The sequence below is a fragment of the Microcystis aeruginosa NIES-843 genome, assembly GCF_000010625.1.
GTDB classification, from domain to species: Bacteria; Cyanobacteriota; Cyanobacteriia; order Cyanobacteriales; family Microcystaceae; genus Microcystis; species Microcystis aeruginosa.
In genome coordinates this window covers 649,157-665,885 of sequence record NC_010296.1, presented here as the reverse complement: position 1 = coordinate 665,885, position 16,729 = coordinate 649,157, and the positions used below count along the sequence as shown (strand labels likewise).

Sequence of the window (16,729 nt, the reverse complement as noted above, 5' to 3'; positions counted from 1 at the left end):
AGGATTTATTTATGAAATGCGATCGCTTTTTAACTCTTTCCCTCGTCTTCAGTCTGGGATTAGCTTTTCCCTCCTCTCTACCCGCTCAAAATCCCCCCGCTACCACCTTTCAACCCGGTCCTTGGCAGCCTGTTGCTAGGGTGAATACGAGTCGTCCCGTGGAGATTAAAATCATCAATCAAACCGATATTGACCTCAATTATGACTTATCGGCCAATATTAATTCCTCTCCCCAATTATTATCTCCAGGTACGGAGACAAACCTAAGAGGTTTGGTAATTCCAGCATATATTCTGATTAATCGGGCTAATGCCGCCGCAGATCCCTATTCTTCTAGTTTAATCTATGCCGTAGAGGTCAATGATGATAATTTAGTCACGATTACTGTCACCAAAGTTCCGGGGAGTACCCCCGGTTATACCACCTTTAACATCAATCAACAGGGTGCTATTTATATTTACTAGCTCTAGCTTAAGCTGTTATGGAGCCACCTCGATTGTTAATTAAGTTTACGGCTCTTTCTACCTCCTTTGGCTTCAGGATTTTAAAATTCGTCTTCTTGGGCAAGAATTGTCTTAAGAGTCCCTTATTATGCTCGTTTAATCCCCCTCTACCAAGAATGATAAGGAGTAGCAAAAAAAAAATCTGCCCCGATTTTCTGAGAGGGCATCTCAGTTTTGCAGAAATACTGAAAACAGGATATAAAGGAAGAAGAAATTGATCAACAGAGGCAAGGACAATGACCAGATTAAATGATGCTGACCGAGAAAAAATCGGAATCGAAGGTTAAAATTCGTTTGATTTTTAAATTCTCAGCCGTTACGACTAAAGTCGCATCAGCTAAATCCATTGGGCGATCTTTATATTTTTCCATCAGTGACAGTAATCGAGGATAATCTTTTTCTTCGATCGAGGCTAACCGTACCATTTTCTTCAATAGCAATTTACCGAGTTGAGCTTGCATCGACCATCCCCCACGTTGCAAGCAGAGATACATGGATTCGGTAAAACAAGCCCAAGTTGTTATTAGATAAGAGGACTCATTCTCGATAAAAATTTTAACTGCTTGATGTCGTGGCTGAGATTTATCTACCGAACAGAATAAAGGGGCAGTATCGCACAGGATCATAGGATCAATCCCTGTTGTTTATATTTATCCATCAAAAGATTTTCCTAGTCCTTTTCACTAATTTCAGAGGCAGGAAATTCCATTTCTTCAACTTCTTGAAACCATTTAGCCCATTTTTCTTTTAAGCCCTCTCTTCGGTACGCTTCAATTTCTTCGGCGATCTCTTCTTCGGTAATATCCTGAACGCCGGGTAAGGATTGAGTTTTATCGAAGAGTTCTTTAACTTTTTTGCTTAAAGCCTGACGGTTTTGTTTGTCCGCTAAATTTAACAAAGCGTCTTTCAATAAATCTTCAACGCTATTATATTTCCCTGTCGATAATTGAGAGTTAATTAACTGTTCTAATTCGGGATTTAAGGTAATATTCATGGTAAAATATGCTCCTGTGTAATATCGAATTTGGGACGATTGAAAACAGTGATCAATTCTAACAAAGTAGATTCGGACATTAAAAGCTTGCCGATATTTTGGGCTTTGTCTAATGCCTGACGAGCTTTGCCGTTTTTCGACAGAAGCGCGCTTACTAAAACGTTGGTATCGAGAATAAAAGAATATTCAAGGCTCATTTAGTAAAGATTCTAAAATTTCGGGGGTTAATCCTCTAGCTTCCGCCTCATCACTAATTTCGTCCATTAGTTTTCTCAAGAAATCGATATCGCTGTTAACTGGCTTTCTAATTAGCAAATCGACAAGAACCCGGACGCGTTCTTGTTCCTCCGGGGATGCGGATTGATAGACTTCTGCCGCTTCGGGACTGACTTCGATCGAAATTTTGCTCATATTATTAAGGCTCATTCTTGCTATGCTTCGGGGAGTTGTTTGAATAAGTCGATAACTTGTTCGTTGCTTAAGGTTAAGTTCGGCATAGGTCAATTCTAGACACCAGCATGATTAATCAGTTTAACACCGGTCCTTAATGGAGAAGGTTTTCGGTTCGCCTACACCTTCCGGGCTTCGATCGGTTAGAATCGAGAAATTATCGGCCTAGAAAGTCCTTTCATCTTCGCGCTTGCCGTAAAATTATGATTGTCTCTCTCCAAGAAGCTCAAGCCAAACTGCCCGAACTGATATACAATCTCAAACCGGGGGAAGAATTGTTGATTACCGATAATAATCTCCCACTAGCCAAATTAATCGGGCAAACCCCCACATCTCCCCAACGTCCGGGGCCTGGCCTATGTAAAGGAATGATTACCATCGTGGCCGATGATGAAGAACACTTACAAGACTTCGCGGAGTATCTGCATTGAAATGTCTAATCGATACCCATACTCTGCTTTGGTACACACTCAACGAATCCCCACTAAGTAGCGCCGCCCATCAACTAATTATGGTTCTTCGGTTTGTCTTATGCAACGGACAGGGTTACAAGGAATGAAACTCTTATATAGAAAGACATTCGGGGATTTATGTCAATTGTTTTCGATCTAGAGCGAACTAATCAATTAAGTCTCTTGCCAGATAAGGATTTAGTCGATTTATGCCCCCCTATTGAACCATACCAAGTAACGAAGAACCCTAATTATTAACCAAAATAACGAAATATTAATCAGCCCAGCATCCTATTGGGAAATCGCCATCAAAATCAGTATCGGTAAACTCATTTTACATCAATCTTACAAAGATTTTATCGACGTATGCCTTAATCAATATCAATTTAATATCCTTGCCATCACACCAGAACATACGGATGCGCTGATCACCCTTCCTTTTTATCATAAAGACCCCTTTGATCGCCTTCTGGTAGCTCAAGCCATTGTTGAAAATATTCCGATTATTAGTGTAGATACTATAGACCTCTTGCATAAATCCGAAAACAAACGATAGAAACAATAATGGGAAGGACTTTCAGTTAATTATTTATTAGTAGTTGATAATCTTCAAAAATGTTGCTGTACAAGGATCGACTTAAGACTTTTGCAAGAGGTCTTATTTTAGATCGGTACGGTATTCAACGTCTTTGGTAGGGCGATCGTTTTTCTCAACCTATCGGAAAACTCGACACTATAACCCCTTTCTAATCCCTCGATTTGATGTTTTTCTACCAAGGTTCCCACGTCTCCTGCGGATAATCTTGCTTCGCGAATATCTTTTAATAAAATCCCATTGAGTAAAGTTCATAATTGATGGTTATTATTTTGATCTAAAAAGTCCAGAAAATCTTTTGCTTTCACGATCTGAATATTTTGATATTCAACCAGTGAAAGAAGATGTTTGTCCCCCGTGATAATATGGGTAGCCTTGCCAACAATCGCACATTCTATGATCATATCGTCATCGGGATCGTTGGGAACCGCTCTCAGTTGTCTTGTTATCGGAACAAGGCTAGAAAATTGACGAATTTCCGCGATATATTCTCTAAGTCCCCGTTCAGATATTTGAAATTTCTGCTGGAGTTTTTCGGATAATTCGTCTAAAATCTCTTGGCAAGTTACTGAAGATACCGATCCCGTCTTCGCTAACGATAAACAGGAAAATGTAGGGCTGTTTTTAGACAGCCAAGCAGAGATTAATATATTTGTATCAAAAACAACTACATAGGTCACTATTTTTCGTGAACGATTTCATCGATAAATTCTTCTCTCTCGTCTTCCGTCATGGTATCCCAATCATAGCCGCGTTCTTTGGCTACGATTCTAGCTCTTTCTGCTCCTTCATTAAATACTGGTTCCAACTGTCTCCACTGACTGAGAATGAGAATTTTATAAACTTCCCGTTTCTGGTCTTCGGGGAGTTGTTTGAATAAGTCGATAACTTGTTCATTGCTTAAGGTTAAGTTCGGCATAGGTCGCTTCTAGACAATAGCATGATTAACGATTTTAACACGGGTCCTTAATGGAGAGGGTTTTCGGTTCGCCTACACCTTCCGGGCTTCGATCGGTTAGAATCGAGAAATTATCGGCCTAGAAAGTCCTTTCATCTTCGCGCTTGCCGTAAAATTATATCTTTAACTAAATGGTGATCGCTAATTAATTATCGTAGTAAAGCTTGAAAACCTGCTTGAATAAAATGAACATCTGAAGTTAAAGCGTCGGTAATTTGATTTTCTTCCATAACAATAAAAGAAAAACAATCTACTAATCCCCAGCTTTTATCAGCTCTTGATTCGTAGAGCTTTAAGCCTTTTTGAAAAAGAGTAGAAGTGATAGTAACAACGAATAAATTATCGGTTTGATAGCATTGCTTGATAAAGGCAGAAACCTTAGGACGATTGTAATGACTAAGAGCATTACCAACCTCCATAAAAATGGCTTCAGTAACCCAAACTGCTGTTGCATTTTTTACATAGGGGAGGAACTGCATAGCAATTTGATGATATTGATCATGAGGATTGAGAATTGCTTGGATAAAGACCGTATCTAAAAAAAGTTTGGACTTATTCATCGCTTATATTTCTTTTGGGAGTATCATATAAATAATGATCGTGTTCCCTTGACCAATCTTCTGGAGCTTCATAGGTGCCAGCCATTTCTTCTAACAGTTCCCAAGCATTTTTATGGTTATTTTCTAGTGGATCTTCCCGAGAAATAATTTGGATGATGTAATGGGTATTGGGTTCTAATTCAATCTTTTCTTCGGGACGGAAAACCATTCCATCATAACTAACTCGTAGATTTTTTATCATAATGGATTGTTGAGAAGTAATTCGATTACGGCCTACACAGTGCCTTAAGGCTAGTGTAACACACCCTCTCAACTATAACTGCCGTGCGATCGCACCCTCTTCTAGATGCCGATATTCTGCTAAAGATGGGAAAATATCAGTCCTGTAGGGTCAAGGTCGATCCTCGTGGGTGGGGAAACGGAGGGAATTTTCGGCCATGGTGACAACAGTAATCGTTTTTCCCAACCTATCGGAAAACTCGACACTATCATCCCTTTTGAGTTTTTATAGCACAAGTCGTCTTTTCAATTTTTATTCGACTTTTTTAATATATTTTAAATATTGATTTTTAAATATTCAGACAATTAGATGTAAAAAATTATTTGGGTTTATTTGTGTAAAGATAGATATAATACAGGCGAAACCGCTGCCATTTTATTAAAATATTACTAAATATTGTCAATCGTTGTCGTTTTATGGTATAATTGCCATGCAAGCATTACATAGATTAGCATGAGTCAATGAAACTACCAGAGTTTGATCGTGTCATTTACGAGTACAATCCATTATTCGAGGTGGTTTGTCAATTGACCTTTCCACCTATATTAAAAATATCTCATCAAGAACCTGTTGAATTTCAAGATGAGATCAGATTTCAATATCCACTTTTTGAACGTACTCAACCACAGATACCTCCTGAAATTGCCAAGGTCGTTCAACAATTTAATTTGCCGCTACCTAACAATAGTGCCTATATTTTTAAATCAGAAGATCAAAAATGGAAGTTAGCTGTTGATAAAGATTTGATTGCGCTCACGACATCTGCATACGAAAGATACGAATATTTCAGGGAAAAATTGGAGTTCGCAGTTACAATTTTTGAAAGAATATATAAACCATCTTTTTACACAAGAGTTGGATTGAGATATCGAGATTTAATTGTACGTTCCGAACTACAATTAGAGAGTAAAAAGTGGTCAGAGCTAATCACAAGAAGAATTGCTTCAGAACTTTACGATTCTGATTTTTCTGCATCTATTCAATCGATAAACAAGAGTTTGGTTTTGAAAGTAGATAATGGACAGGTGAATTTTAATCATGGATTAGTATATGTTGAAAATACTAAAGCAAATGATGAAGAGGAAGCCTATCTATTAGATGCAGATTTTTACACAGAAAGAAAAATAGCGAGGGATGAAAATGTCTGGAACATACTCGATAGCTTCAACAAATCCGCCAGAAAGCTCTTCCGGTGCAGTATTAGCGAAACTCTCCACGACGCATTACGACCGACCAATGTCGATCCGTCCTAACAAAAGTCAAACCTCAACTGGTGATTTTCTAGTAAATTTGTTAATTGATAGAAAAGCTGGTAGAACGATAACTGGAAACTATCCTAGTTTCGATCTCACGATGTCTGACTCTTCCTTGTCTTTAACAACTCATTGGAGAGAATTTCCTCAAGACAAATTAATTGCACTTATTAAATGTCTGTTAATATTACAGTCTCTTCCTGAAGATGCGTTAGATGAATCGGTAACACAACTGGAAGACATTGCGAGTTTTTATTCTAATCTTAGTCCTGAGAAAATTGTACCTGTAATTCCAGCCAGTAGTATTAGAGGTAAATTGAGAGCGATACAGATTAGACAACCTATTATTTTAGAACCATAATTTGTTAGTCTGGATGTTTTATGGCCGATCACATCATTTATAAAAAATCGATTGAAGGAAGTGCGTTGAGACAAGGAGAAATACTTACTGATGTAATTCAATATAATCCAGTTGCCAGTGATCTATCTCAAGAATCAGAAGATGTTGCTTTTGATCCTATTTTACATCCTTTTGTCATTGTAGTCTCTCAAGATTGTGATTTAGATTGGGATTACCAAGCTAGACAACCTGATATTAATCAGCCTCATAAGTTACTAAACTCTATAATCTTTTGTGAGATATCGTCAGCACAAGAAATTAAAGATATAGTTAGGAAGACTGACGCGTGGAACTTAATAAAAACTCAGCGAGATGAAAGATATTATTTTTTTGAAAAAATTCCTAATAACTGTGATCTACAAAATGAAGGGGTTCAAGAACTAACGGCTGACTTTAAAAAGGTTTTTGGGCTAGATTCTAAAACAATATATCGTCAACTAGAAATTGGTATGGCGAAACGAAGAACGATATTAAGTAGTCCTTATCTAGAACATTTTTCTAAAAGATTTTATAATTTTCATGGCAGAATTGCTTTACCTTTTCAATACCAAAGCGAAAAGGAAGGTTGAATACTAACAATTTATCAGAATAACCACAGGAATAAACAAGGGGGCTGAATAAGCCCCCATGAAACTCTAACTGCCGCCAATCCTTGCCACATCGCGGGCGTTGGCTTCAAAAGCCGCATCGAGGGCAGAATCGCCGGTTAAACCGGAATCTAACGCCTCTTTAATACACTGCAACATCCGCTTATAATCCTTGGGCATTACTTTAACAAACTTGGGCAACATTTCCGACCAATTTGCTAAAACCAATGCCGCTTTTTGACTTTGGGTGTAATCAGCATGGCGTTGAATTAACTCGCGTAAATCGTCGATTTCTTCCGCTTCTAGCGCCTCTAAAGCCACCATTTGGGTATTGCAACGAGTGGCGAAATCCCCCGACTCGTCGAGGACGTAGGCGACACCACCACTCATCCCGGCGGCGAAATTGCGACCGGTGGGCCCTAAAACAACGACTTTACCCCCAGTCATATACTCGCAAGCGTGGTCGCCAACGGACTCAACCACCGTAGTCACCCCAGAGTTACGCACCCCAAAACGTTCCCCAGCAACCCCAGAAATATACACCTCACCACTGGTCGCGCCGTATAAAGCCACGTTACCGATGATAATATTCTCCTCGGCCACAAAAGTGGAACCTTTGGGCGGATAAACGATGATTTTGCCACCACTTAAACCCTTACCCACATAATCATTAGCATCCCCTTCTAACTCCAGTGTCACCCCTTTGGGAACAAAAGCACCGAAACTCTGCCCCGCGCTGCCCTGAAAATGGAGATGTACGGTATCTTCGGGTAAACCCCCCCAGTGACGTTTAGTGATTTCGTTGCCTAAAATCGTCCCCACCACGCGGTTAATATTTTTAATCGGTAGTGTCGCCTTGACTTTTTCGCCTTTTTCAATGGCATCTTTGCATAAATCCAGTAAAACGGTTATATCCAAGGACTTATCTAAACCGTGGTCCTGGGGAATCTGGCAATAGCGTCCTACCTCTGGAGCTACCTCCGGTTGATAGAGAATCGGAGTTAGGTCAATTCCTTTCGCTTTCCAATGTTCTACAGCCTGTTTCGGCTCTAATACATCAGTTCGCCCCACCATTTCATTTAAGGTGCGGAATCCCAATTCGGCCATAATTTCCCGCACTTCCTGGGCGATAAATTTCATGAAATTCACCGTATATTCAGGATCCCCGATGAAATTCTTCCGTAATAACGGATCCTGGGTCGCTACCCCCGCCGGACAGGTATTAAGATGACAAACCCGCATCATAATACAGCCTAACGTTACCAGTGGCGCGGTGGAAAAACCGAATTCTTCGGCCCCCAATAGGGTCGCCACCACCACATCGCGGCCGGTTTTCATCTGGCCATCGGTTTCCACCGCAATGCGACTGCGAAGATTATTTAACACCAATGTTTGATGGGTTTCTGCTAGTCCCAACTCCCAGGGTAAACCCGCGTGTTTAATCGAGGTTTGCGGTGAGGCACCGGTCCCACCATCGAAACCAGAGATTAAAACCACGTCGGCGTGAGCTTTAGCGACTCCGGCGGCGATTGTGCCAACTCCCACCTCAGAAACCAGTTTTACGCTCACTCTCGCCGCGCGATTGGCATTTTTTAGGTCATGAATCAACTCCGCGAGGTCTTCAATCGAGTAGATATCGTGGTGGGGTGGGGGAGAGATTAAACCGACTCCGGGGGTGGAGTGACGGACTTTGGCAATCCAAGGATAGACTTTTTTACCCGGTAATTGACCGCCTTCGCCCGGTTTTGCCCCCTGGGCCATTTTTATCTGCAATTCTCGCGCTTGGGAGAGGTAAAGACTGGTGACACCAAAACGGCCGGAAGCCACCTGTTTAATGGCACTATTTTTCGAGTCTCCCTGTTCATTTGTCCAAGTGTAGCGCTCGGAATCTTCGCCCCCTTCCCCGGTGTTCGACTTGCCACCGATACGATTCATGGCAATAGCGAGGGATTCGTGGGCCTCTTTGGAAATAGACCCGTAACTCATGGCCCCGGTTTTAAAGCGTTTCATAATCGCTTCAATCGGTTCCACTTCTTCGATGGGGATACTTTCCCGGTTTTTAAAGGTTAATAATCCCCGCAGGGTGAAGAATTTTTGATTTTGTTGGTTGACCAGTTGGGAATATTTCTTAAAGAGGTCGTATTTGCCCAATTTTACCGCTTGTTGCAGGGTGTGAATGGTTTCTGGGCTAAAAAGATGGGCTTCCCCGTCCTTACGCCATTGATATTCACCGCCAATATCGAGGGTATGCACATTCACGTCCCGGTCGGGGAAAGCGTGGCCGTGTCTGAGTAGGGATTCTTTGGCAATAATTTCTAAATCGGCCCCTTCAATGCGGGAAGCTGTCCAAGTAAAATAGCGATCGACTACCGATCGATTTAAGCCAATAGCCTCGAATATTTGCGCCCCACGGTAGCTTTGCAGGGTAGAAATGCCAATTTTAGAGGCCACTTTAATTACGCCCTTGGTGGCGGCTTTTATGTAGTTTTTACAGGCACTCTGGTGGTCAACTCCTACCAATAAACCTTCCTCGATCATACTGCCGAGGGTGGCAAAGGCTAGATAGGGATTAATCGCACCGCAACCATAACCGAGTAAAAGGGCGTAGTGATGCACTTCCCGGGGTTCGCCGGATTCCAGGACAAGACCGACTCTGGTACGGGTTCCCTGCCGGATGAGGTGGTGGTGTAAACCAGCAACCGCCAGCAGTGAGGGAATCGGGGCGTGATTTTTATCGATACCTCGATCGCTTAAAATAATAATGCTCGCGCCCGCTAAAATTGCCTCGTCCACCTCTTGACAAATTGCCTCAATTGTGCTACGCATTCCCTCGACTCCCGAAGTGGGATCAAAGAGAATGGGAATAGTCACGGTTTTAAATTCGCTATTGCCCTGTAAACGCGCTAATTGGGCGTTGGTGAGGATGGGAGAGTTAAGTTTAATCAGGTGACAGCTTTCTGGCTGCGGATCCAGGAGATTTCTCTCCGCGCCGATAGTGGTGATGGGAGAGGTGATAATTTCTTCGCGAATCGAGTCAATCGGGGGGTTAGTGACTTGGGCGAATAACTGCTGAAAGTAATCATAAAGCAGTTTTGGGCGATCGGACAAGACGGCTAGGGGTGTATCGGAACCCATGGAACCCACTGCTTCCACTCCATCCCGGCCCATGGGAGCTAATAAAAGACGTAATTCCTCAAAAGTGTAACCGAAAGCGGTTTGCTGTTGAATTAGGGAAACAGCAGTTTCCGGTGGCGCAGTTTCAACGGCCAGTAAATCATCTAAATTGACTAAATTTTCGTTTAACCACTGGCGATAGGGATGAGCTTTGGCAATACCTTCTTTTATCTCCTCATCGGCCACGATACGACCTTCTTTCATATCCACAAGGAACATCCGGCCGGGTTGCAGACGACCTTTAAAAGCGACGCGTTCTGGTTCAATGGGTAAAACTCCCGCTTCCGATGCCATGATTACTAGGTCATCTTTGGTGACGTAGTAACGGGAAGGACGTAAACCATTGCGGTCTAACACTGCTCCCATCATCGTACCATCGGTAAAAGCGATCGAGGCCGGACCATCCCAGGGTTCCATCAAACAGGAATGGTATTCATAAAAGGCTTTTTTCTCGTCACTCATCGATTCGTGGGCCGCCCAGGGTTCAGGAATCATCATCATGACAGCGTGAGGGAGAGAACGCCCCGATAAAACCATTAATTCTAGGGCATTATCAAAAATTAAGGAGTCACTACCCTCGATATTAATAACCGGCTGGATTTTTTTGATGTCTTCCCCGAACAAGGGTGAGGCAAACATCGACTGACGGGCGTGCATCCAGTTAATATTACCTCGCAGGGTATTAATTTCGCCATTGTGGGCAATATAACGGTAGGGGTGGGCGCGTTCCCAACTGGGGAAGGTATTGGTACTAAAACGGGAATGGACTAATCCTAAAGCACTTTGAAAGTCGGGGTCGTGTAAATCAGGAAAATAGTCACCCACCTGTACCGGCATTAATTGCCCTTTATAGACAATGGTACGACTAGAAATACTGCAAGGATACCAGTAACGATTAAAGGATTGACGACTGAGGTGGGAACGTTTGCGAATAACGTATAATTTGCGTTCAAAGGCCAGATCATCGCTTAAATTGGCATCGCGTTCGATGAAAACCTGTTCGATAAAGGGTTCGGTAGATTTGGCCGAATTGCCTAAACTGGAGTTATCCGTGGGAACATCACGCCAACCGAGAACTTTTAACCCCTCTTCGGCGGCGATTTTCTCGAATTCCTGGCGACTTTTCCCGCGAATTTCGGCATCAGGGGCCGTGTAGAGCATTCCTACCCCGTATTGTCCCGCTGCCGGTAAGGTAAAACCTAGATTACTGGTCACTTTCCGGAAAAATAGGTCGGGGATTTGGCATAAAATACCCGCCCCATCTCCCGTATTTTTTTCCGCACCGCACGCGCCACGGTGATCGAGGTTTAGTAAAATTGTTAAGGCTTGTTCAACAATATCGTGGGACTTTTTACCCGTTTTATGAACGATAAAACCGACACCACAAGCATCATGTTCAAATCGGGGATCGTATAGTCCTTGTTTCCGTGGAGTTTGATTGTTATTCATCTTGTCTAATAGCCTAGCAGTCTGGAAGGGAATGGCCTAGAGGGTGAGCCAGAGTAGCGATTCTAGGTATATCAATTTTGTATCCAGACTGGACCTTCGGTCTTATATCTTAAGGAAATGTTTCGATGTGACAAGGGTTCCTTTACACCGAATCCAACTTCCGACCATTCTAGAACCTAAAAATGGGTCACGGCGATTTTTCTTGGCGATTAAATATATCGAACTTGGTTTCGCATTTCGTCCGCAGTCACTCGATCAAGAATAACCAGTAAACGGGTTGCGATCTCTCGCGGAGGGCGACGGACGGCGAAAATCACCCCGTAATGGGTTCGATTGGCATCGAAGTAATCGCGAACCAGTTCTTCAAAATCGGTTCGGTTGTGAGTGACTAAGGTTCTCCCCTGACTCACCGCGTGAGCGAGTTGTGCTTTATCTGTGGCGTTAAGTTGTCCCGCATCCCTCGCAGTAATCGCGTCAAACCCCCTCGCTCTCAACAACTCGGCGATTAAAACGTTAACATCTTCATCTAGATAGAGACGGATAAAGAGATTATTCACGAATTTTTTAGCAGCGGATCGATTAAGTCGTCGGGAACGCGGTTATGCTCGATATAAGCGTTAATTTCCTCTAGATGGTCGCTGTAATAGGTCAACGCACTGAAAATCTGACTTAACGTCAGATGGGGCATTCCTAGGGGTATTTCTTCGGGAGCGACCCCCAGACGCCAAGTTTCGACGATGGCGCGGACGGGTGTACGCGTTCCTTTGATAATTGGTTCCCCGTGTAAAATCTCGTCGTCTCGAACGATATAGAGATATTCGGTCGCTTGAACCATCGCGGTTTTCTGGAGTGGATATCGTTTAGTTTATCGTATCGATCGAACCCCCGACTATTCCCCATAAATATCGGTTCGGTTACTTCAGCCACCCGATCTCACTTGCGGCGATTGTTTCGCTCTTTCTCGCCATTTTTTTGAATTTTCTGTAATTACCTCGCACATCGATCGGGCTTTTTCCGCCGCATCCCGTGCCATTTTCAGAATTTCCTCTAGTTCCCGTTCATTTAGTCCTGTTTCTTTTTCGTCCATCACCTTAAACCCTGCAAGCGATTTTTAACCTTATTCTAGTTTCTAAAATACGTCCGAGCTATGATAGCTTGACTCTAGAGCTAAAGTAGAGATAGGGTTTAATTGGAGCTATGTATGGAAGCGATCGAATTTAGGACGGTTATTCATAACGGTCAGGTGAGCGTTCCCCCCCGATATTCTTCTCGATGGGAAGGTAAGATGATGCGGGTGATTGTTTTGGATGACTCGGAAATCGTCCCCGATCCGAGCCAGAAAACTGAAAAAACGATGTTCGAGGCGATTTCTTTAAATACACGGGGATTTAGATTCGATCGGGACGAGGCTAATGCCCGATAAAGTTTTTATCGATACTAATGTCTTAATTTACGCGTATTCTGAGGATGAGCCGGATAAACGACAGCGAGCGATTGATTGTGTTCGATCGGGTGAGGCTTGGATTAGTACACAGGTTTTAAATGAAACGATAAATGTATTAAAACGGAAATTTTCCCTAAGCTATTCGCAAATTCGAGACGCTGTACAAGAGCTTTCCGAGGGATTCCCAATCGTCCTCGTTTCTGTTAATACGATAGAGATGGCATTGAATCTAGCGGAACGTTATCAATATAGTTACTTTGATAGTTTAATACTGGCCAGCGCTCTGGAAGCGGGCTGTCAAATTCTCTACAGTGAAGATTTACAAGATGGTCAGCGAATCGAGAATCAATTGATGATCGTTAATCCCTTTAGTTAAGTAGGTAGGTGTTAAAAGTTGTCAGACACCCCCCTTGATAAGTAGGGTTGATTCATGAATCAACCCTACTATTGGGACTTAGACAAAAAACAAATCGAGAAAAGCCTCAACTCCAATCCCCGCTTGGGATTTACTTCGAGAAGCCCAAAATCGCTGAAACCCAGATATATCAAGGAAAATCATAAATCGAGGTTAACCCTTTGTCCCGTAATGGTTTGAGCCTTTTTTGCTGACCGAAAACGCCTAAGTCCCACTATGAATCAACCCTACTATAGGGTTTGCTGAATAAATCTAAAAACCTTACAGGAAAGGGCTTTTAGCTTGATTGAGAGCTTCCCAAATGCACTTAAATCTGCTAGAATCTCTTAAAACCCTTGCATCACCCTTGCATCTTCTCTAATTAGTGCTAATGTACCGTAAAAGCGAGTTACCCTCAACCCCACCAGAAAACTTCGAGCTGCCCTTTGAGGGGAAATTATCCCAAGATAATCGTTGGGTAATTATGGCCAACCTCATTCCCTGGTCAGAATTTGAAGCGGAATACGCATCACTTTTTTCAGAAGAAATGGGCGCACCCGCCAAAACATTTAGGACAGCACTAGGAGCATTAATTATTAAAGAAAAATTAGGAACAAGCGATAGAGAAACGGTAGAACAAATCAAAGAAAATCCTTATTTACAATACTTCTTGGGGTTTTCATCCTACAGCAATGAACCCCGGTTTGAAGCGTCAATGTTGGTTCACTTTCGAGAAAGAATCACTCGGGAACTAATTAATAAAGTGAATCGCTTTATGGTCAAAAATTCGAGAGAAATAAAAGAAGAAGAAAACACCGAAAAAAAGTTAGAGAGCGAAACCCAAAGTCAACCAGAAAATCGAGGTAAATTAATTTTAGATGCCAGTTGTGCGCCCGCAGATATTAGTTATCCTACGGATTTAAACCTGTTAAATCAAGGAAGAAAACAAACCGAAAAAATTATTGATATTCTCTAGGAAACTTTAAAAGGAAAACTTGTTCAAAAACCGAGAACCTATCGTCTTCTAGCCAGAAAAAGTTATTTAGAAGTAGCGAAAAAAAGAAAACCTACCGTCAAACAAAGACGAAAAGCCCTGAAAAAACAGCTGCAATATCTGAAAAGAAATCTCGACCATATTGAACAACTTTTAGCAGAAGGAGCCTCTCTACAAAGCTTGAAAAAAAGAGACTATAAACTGTTGTTAGTAGTCACAGAAGTTTATCGTCAACAACTCTGGATGTACCAAAATAACAAACAGAGTATTGAAGACAGAATTGTCAGCTTAACTCAACCCCACATCCGTCCGATAGTCAGAGGAAAAGCTGGAAAACCCGTAGAATTTGGGGCCAAATTCTCAGCAAGCTGTATAGATGGTTACATATTTTTAGACCGGATTAGTTGGGATAACTTTAATGAATCGGGAGATTTAAAAGCACAAATAGAAGCTTATTATGACTATACAGGATACTATCCAGAATCAGTTCATGTGGACAAAATTTATCGAACCAGAGAAAACCGAGCTTGGTGTAAAGAAAGGGGAATCAGAATCAGTGGTCCCCCATTAGGAAGACCAGCCAAAAATGTTAGTAAAGAACAAAAGAAACAAGCTACTGATGATGAGAGGATTCGGAATTGTATAGAGGGCAAATTTGGACAAGGGAAAAGAAGATTTAGCTTAGGTAAAGTGATGGCTAAACTTCCTCATACTTCCTTTTCAGCGATTGCTATTACTTTTTTAGTCATGAATCTTTCTAACCTGTTGAGGCAGGTTTTTTGGGCTTTTTTATGTCTGAAATGGAAAAACAGCACTTTTTCTCGGTCAATGATTAGGATAAGTTATAACTTAAAAATTAATCAACAACTAAAGCTTATGCTTGTAGCTAAGTGAAATCATTGATTAAGAGACCTGTACTTTTCAATGACTTTTTCAGCAAACCCTACTATAGACCTCTTGCATAAATCCGAAAACAAACGATAGAAACAATAATGGGAAGGACTTTCAGTTAATTATTTATTAGTAGTTGATAATCTTCAAAAATGTTGCTGTACAAGGATCGACTTAAGACTTTTGCAAGAGGTCTTATGAGTCAACCCCACCTTGATAAGGAGGGCAGGGGGATCAGTCGGTCAAAATTACTTTTCTATACTTTAGACGTTCATAATCTGAGATTTATTAAACTTCTGAAATCGTAGAGTCAGCAAGGAATCCAGTTCTTTTTTATGTTTCAAATGGGCATCATTCAAACATTCATAAATGGCTGAAGAAAAGTCAGAAAAGTTTTCATAATATTTACCATATAAACATTTCTTTTTGACAAATTTCCACCGCCTTTCAATTAAATTTAGATTAGGTGAATAAGACGGCAGATAGAGCAGTTCTATTGACAAAGAAAGAGCTAATTCTTCAACAATTTGACATTTTTGATAGCGGGCATTATCTAAGACTAGAGTGATGGGAATCATTAGTCCTAAAGCAGCTATTTTTGACCGGAGTTCACAGACTTGAGTTGCCGTAATATAAGTGTCATTCGTAACCAGAATAACTTCATGAGTTATTGCATTTAATGCTCCTAAAACATTGAAGCGTTTACGCCCGCTCGGTGACTTAACAAAAAGTCTCTCAAAACACCAAACAAAACCGAGAAATGCTCCCATGACGAAGTGAGCGGCATCAACAAAAAAAACAGCCCTTTTTCCTTCTTTAGCCTCATTTAGTCTGGGTTCTAGCTTTTTTTCTTTGTATTCTTCTTGTTCATCTGGGTCAGCTTTAGAAGGAAGAGAACCTATTTTTAAACATTTCATTCCCAAGGATTTTAAGAATTTTCTCACTTGGGTAGGACTTCGTTTTATTCCTGTCAATTCTTCTCTTCTATATACAGCTTCATTTATTGTGGCTGGTGGATTTTTCTCGAAATATTTTTTGAGCGTTTCTCTTTGAGACTCTAATTCACTTTTAGGGCGATAGAAGTTGATTTCTTTTAATTTTTCTATTCCGCCCTCTTGATAATCTCGAAGATAGGTTAATAAGGTATTTGGCGAGATTCCTGCTAACTGACAAATTTTTTGGTGCGGTATCTTTTGGCTTTTTAACCAGAGAACTTCCATCTTCAGTTGAACCCGGGGATGGGGATGATGAAATCTTTCATAATACAGTGAGTTCTTTTCTTCTTCCGTGAATTCTAGGTTAATCATGTTTTTAATGAGTGCTTTGCTTCTAATTATGACTCTTAAACTAT

Annotated in this window: 22 protein-coding genes and 2 pseudogenes; 9 read left to right on the top strand and 15 right to left on the bottom strand. The window is 41.4% G+C overall.

The annotated features are described in order from the left end of the window. Positions 1–11: 11 nt before the first annotated feature. On the top strand, positions 12–464 hold the full coding sequence (locus tag MAE_RS03430; protein WP_004163247.1) for a hypothetical protein: 453 nt from the start codon (positions 12–14) through the stop codon (positions 462–464). A gap of 28 nt (positions 465–492) precedes the next feature. Here the strand turns inward: MAE_RS03430 and MAE_RS31495 are convergent. The 5 genes and pseudogenes from MAE_RS31495 to MAE_RS03410 form a co-directional block, all read right to left on the bottom strand. Then, positions 493–667, bottom strand: a pseudogene (locus MAE_RS31495) (IS30 family transposase); the annotation flags it as partial. An 81-nt stretch (positions 668–748) separates the two neighbouring features. Then, the gene (locus tag MAE_RS03425; RefSeq protein ID WP_004163248.1) at positions 749–1,129 is read right to left on the bottom strand and encodes a type II toxin-antitoxin system VapC family toxin; all 381 of its coding nucleotides are present in this window, start codon (positions 1,127–1,129) and stop codon (positions 749–751) included. A gap of 44 nt (positions 1,130–1,173) precedes the next feature. Further along, complete coding sequence (locus MAE_RS03420) at positions 1,174–1,497, bottom strand: ribbon-helix-helix domain-containing protein (protein ID WP_012264326.1); 324 nt, start codon at positions 1,495–1,497, stop codon at positions 1,174–1,176. Further along, positions 1,494–1,694: a PIN domain-containing protein gene (locus tag MAE_RS03415; protein WP_004163250.1), complete on the bottom strand. Its 201-nt coding sequence runs from the start codon at positions 1,692–1,694 to the stop codon at positions 1,494–1,496. Before MAE_RS03415 ends, MAE_RS03420 begins: the two co-directional genes overlap by 4 nt. Continuing rightward, the gene (locus MAE_RS03410; protein WP_002748889.1) at positions 1,684–1,908 is read right to left on the bottom strand and encodes a hypothetical protein; all 225 of its coding nucleotides are present in this window, start codon (positions 1,906–1,908) and stop codon (positions 1,684–1,686) included. The genes MAE_RS03415 and MAE_RS03410 overlap by 11 nt, the downstream gene beginning before the upstream one ends. Before the next feature lie 242 nt (positions 1,909–2,150). On the opposite strand from MAE_RS03410, the gene MAE_RS03405 reads away from it, so the two are divergent. After that, on the top strand, positions 2,151–2,378 hold the full coding sequence (locus tag MAE_RS03405) for a type II toxin-antitoxin system Phd/YefM family antitoxin (protein WP_002763578.1): 228 nt from the start codon (positions 2,151–2,153) through the stop codon (positions 2,376–2,378). Positions 2,379–2,649: 271 nt separating this feature from the next. Next, the gene (locus tag MAE_RS28385; RefSeq protein WP_331448714.1) at positions 2,650–2,955 is read left to right on the top strand and encodes a type II toxin-antitoxin system VapC family toxin; all 306 of its coding nucleotides are present in this window, start codon (positions 2,650–2,652) and stop codon (positions 2,953–2,955) included. Positions 2,956–3,062: 107 nt separating this feature from the next. On the opposite strand, the gene MAE_RS28380 is transcribed toward MAE_RS28385, so the two are convergent. The 5 genes from MAE_RS28380 to MAE_RS03380 form a co-directional block, all read right to left on the bottom strand. Beyond that, the gene (locus tag MAE_RS28380; RefSeq protein ID WP_071823554.1) at positions 3,063–3,230 is read right to left on the bottom strand and encodes a DUF4926 domain-containing protein; all 168 of its coding nucleotides are present in this window, start codon (positions 3,228–3,230) and stop codon (positions 3,063–3,065) included. A gap of 15 nt (positions 3,231–3,245) precedes the next feature. Continuing rightward, positions 3,246–3,674, bottom strand: coding sequence for a putative toxin-antitoxin system toxin component, PIN family (locus MAE_RS03395; RefSeq protein WP_012264324.1), 429 nt, complete (start codon positions 3,672–3,674; stop codon positions 3,246–3,248). Next, the gene (locus MAE_RS03390) at positions 3,674–3,913 is read right to left on the bottom strand and encodes a hypothetical protein (protein WP_012264323.1); all 240 of its coding nucleotides are present in this window, start codon (positions 3,911–3,913) and stop codon (positions 3,674–3,676) included. Before MAE_RS03390 ends, MAE_RS03395 begins: the two co-directional genes overlap by 1 nt. 188 nt (positions 3,914–4,101) lie before the next feature. Continuing rightward, entirely contained in the window at positions 4,102–4,512 is a 411-nt protein-coding gene (locus tag MAE_RS03385; RefSeq protein ID WP_002777101.1) for a type II toxin-antitoxin system VapC family toxin, read from the bottom strand. Then, entirely contained in the window at positions 4,505–4,753 is a 249-nt protein-coding gene (locus MAE_RS03380; RefSeq protein ID WP_002738017.1) for a hypothetical protein, read from the bottom strand. Before MAE_RS03380 ends, MAE_RS03385 begins: the two co-directional genes overlap by 8 nt. 500 nt (positions 4,754–5,253) lie before the next feature. Here MAE_RS03380 and MAE_RS03375 point away from each other — a divergent pair, with 500 nt between their 5' ends. The 3 genes from MAE_RS03375 to MAE_RS03365 are packed head-to-tail and all read left to right on the top strand — an operon-like array spanning position 5,254 to position 7,014. Further along, positions 5,254–6,045 (top strand): TIGR04255 family protein, encoded by a 792-nt coding sequence (locus MAE_RS03375; RefSeq protein ID WP_012264322.1) that lies wholly within the window; start codon positions 5,254–5,256, stop codon positions 6,043–6,045. Then, positions 6,029–6,406 (top strand): hypothetical protein, encoded by a 378-nt coding sequence (locus MAE_RS03370; protein ID WP_012264321.1) that lies wholly within the window; start codon positions 6,029–6,031, stop codon positions 6,404–6,406. Before MAE_RS03375 ends, MAE_RS03370 begins: the two co-directional genes overlap by 17 nt. A 20-nt stretch (positions 6,407–6,426) precedes the next feature. After that, the gene (locus MAE_RS03365; RefSeq protein ID WP_012264320.1) at positions 6,427–7,014 is read left to right on the top strand and encodes a hypothetical protein; all 588 of its coding nucleotides are present in this window, start codon (positions 6,427–6,429) and stop codon (positions 7,012–7,014) included. Positions 7,015–7,080: 66 nt separating this feature from the next. Here the strand turns inward: MAE_RS03365 and gltB are convergent, their stop codons facing one another. From gltB to MAE_RS33940, 4 genes are all read right to left on the bottom strand, one after another. Continuing rightward, on the bottom strand, positions 7,081–11,655 hold the full coding sequence (gene gltB / locus MAE_RS03360) for a glutamate synthase large subunit (protein ID WP_012264319.1): 4,575 nt from the start codon (positions 11,653–11,655) through the stop codon (positions 7,081–7,083). Between the two features lie 209 nt (positions 11,656–11,864). Beyond that, entirely contained in the window at positions 11,865–12,212 is a 348-nt protein-coding gene (locus MAE_RS03355) for a DUF5615 family PIN-like protein (RefSeq protein WP_012264318.1), read from the bottom strand. After that, positions 12,209–12,490 carry a DUF433 domain-containing protein gene (locus tag MAE_RS03350; RefSeq protein ID WP_002750657.1) on the bottom strand — a complete coding sequence of 94 codons (282 nt, stop codon included), beginning with the start codon at positions 12,488–12,490 and terminating at the stop codon, positions 12,209–12,211. Before MAE_RS03350 ends, MAE_RS03355 begins: the two co-directional genes overlap by 4 nt. 84 nt (positions 12,491–12,574) lie before the next feature. Continuing rightward, the gene (locus MAE_RS33940) at positions 12,575–12,742 is read right to left on the bottom strand and encodes a hypothetical protein (protein ID WP_012264316.1); all 168 of its coding nucleotides are present in this window, start codon (positions 12,740–12,742) and stop codon (positions 12,575–12,577) included. 114 nt (positions 12,743–12,856) lie between these two features. On the opposite strand from MAE_RS33940, the gene MAE_RS03345 reads away from it, so the two are divergent. From MAE_RS03345 to MAE_RS03335, 3 genes and pseudogenes are all read left to right on the top strand, one after another. Beyond that, positions 12,857–13,078, top strand: coding sequence for a hypothetical protein (locus MAE_RS03345; RefSeq protein ID WP_041803755.1), 222 nt, complete (start codon positions 12,857–12,859; stop codon positions 13,076–13,078). Next, the gene (locus MAE_RS03340) at positions 13,068–13,475 is read left to right on the top strand and encodes a PIN domain-containing protein (RefSeq protein WP_012264315.1); all 408 of its coding nucleotides are present in this window, start codon (positions 13,068–13,070) and stop codon (positions 13,473–13,475) included. The genes MAE_RS03345 and MAE_RS03340 overlap by 11 nt, the downstream gene beginning before the upstream one ends. A gap of 409 nt (positions 13,476–13,884) precedes the next feature. Further along, positions 13,885–15,381, top strand: a pseudogene (locus MAE_RS03335) (IS5-like element ISMae6 family transposase). Positions 15,382–15,641: 260 nt separating this feature from the next. Here MAE_RS03335 and MAE_RS03330 read toward each other — a convergent pair. After that, on the bottom strand, positions 15,642–16,685 hold the full coding sequence (locus MAE_RS03330) for an IS630-like element ISMae22 family transposase (RefSeq protein WP_012264312.1): 1,044 nt from the start codon (positions 16,683–16,685) through the stop codon (positions 15,642–15,644). Between the last annotated feature and the right edge of the window lie 44 nt (positions 16,686–16,729).

Coding starts and splice junctions, on each gene's coding strand:
- MAE_RS03430 (WP_004163247.1), top strand. CDS start 12: ATGAAATGCGATCGCTTTTTAACTCTTTCCCTCGTCTTCAGTCTGGGA.
- MAE_RS03425 (WP_004163248.1), bottom strand. CDS start 1,129: ATGATCCTGTGCGATACTGCCCCTTTATTCTGTTCGGTAGATAAATCT.
- MAE_RS03420 (WP_012264326.1), bottom strand. CDS start 1,497: ATGAATATTACCTTAAATCCCGAATTAGAACAGTTAATTAACTCTCAA.
- MAE_RS03415 (WP_004163250.1), bottom strand. CDS start 1,694: ATGAGCCTTGAATATTCTTTTATTCTCGATACCAACGTTTTAGTAAGC.
- MAE_RS03410 (WP_002748889.1), bottom strand. CDS start 1,908: ATGAGCAAAATTTCGATCGAAGTCAGTCCCGAAGCGGCAGAAGTCTAT.
- MAE_RS03405 (WP_002763578.1), top strand. CDS start 2,151: ATGATTGTCTCTCTCCAAGAAGCTCAAGCCAAACTGCCCGAACTGATA.
- MAE_RS03390 (WP_012264323.1), bottom strand. CDS start 3,913: ATGCCGAACTTAACCTTAAGCAATGAACAAGTTATCGACTTATTCAAA.
- MAE_RS03385 (WP_002777101.1), bottom strand. CDS start 4,512: ATGAATAAGTCCAAACTTTTTTTAGATACGGTCTTTATCCAAGCAATT.
- MAE_RS03380 (WP_002738017.1), bottom strand. CDS start 4,753: ATGATAAAAAATCTACGAGTTAGTTATGATGGAATGGTTTTCCGTCCC.
- MAE_RS03375 (WP_012264322.1), top strand. CDS start 5,254: ATGAAACTACCAGAGTTTGATCGTGTCATTTACGAGTACAATCCATTA.
- MAE_RS03370 (WP_012264321.1), top strand. CDS start 6,029: ATGTCGATCCGTCCTAACAAAAGTCAAACCTCAACTGGTGATTTTCTA.
- MAE_RS03365 (WP_012264320.1), top strand. CDS start 6,427: ATGGCCGATCACATCATTTATAAAAAATCGATTGAAGGAAGTGCGTTG.
- gltB (WP_012264319.1), bottom strand. CDS start 11,655: ATGAATAACAATCAAACTCCACGGAAACAAGGACTATACGATCCCCGA.
- MAE_RS03350 (WP_002750657.1), bottom strand. CDS start 12,490: ATGGTTCAAGCGACCGAATATCTCTATATCGTTCGAGACGACGAGATT.
- MAE_RS33940 (WP_012264316.1), bottom strand. CDS start 12,742: ATGGACGAAAAAGAAACAGGACTAAATGAACGGGAACTAGAGGAAATT.
- MAE_RS03345 (WP_041803755.1), top strand. CDS start 12,857: ATGGAAGCGATCGAATTTAGGACGGTTATTCATAACGGTCAGGTGAGC.
- MAE_RS03340 (WP_012264315.1), top strand. CDS start 13,068: ATGCCCGATAAAGTTTTTATCGATACTAATGTCTTAATTTACGCGTAT.
- MAE_RS03330 (WP_012264312.1), bottom strand. CDS start 16,685: ATGATTAACCTAGAATTCACGGAAGAAGAAAAGAACTCACTGTATTAT.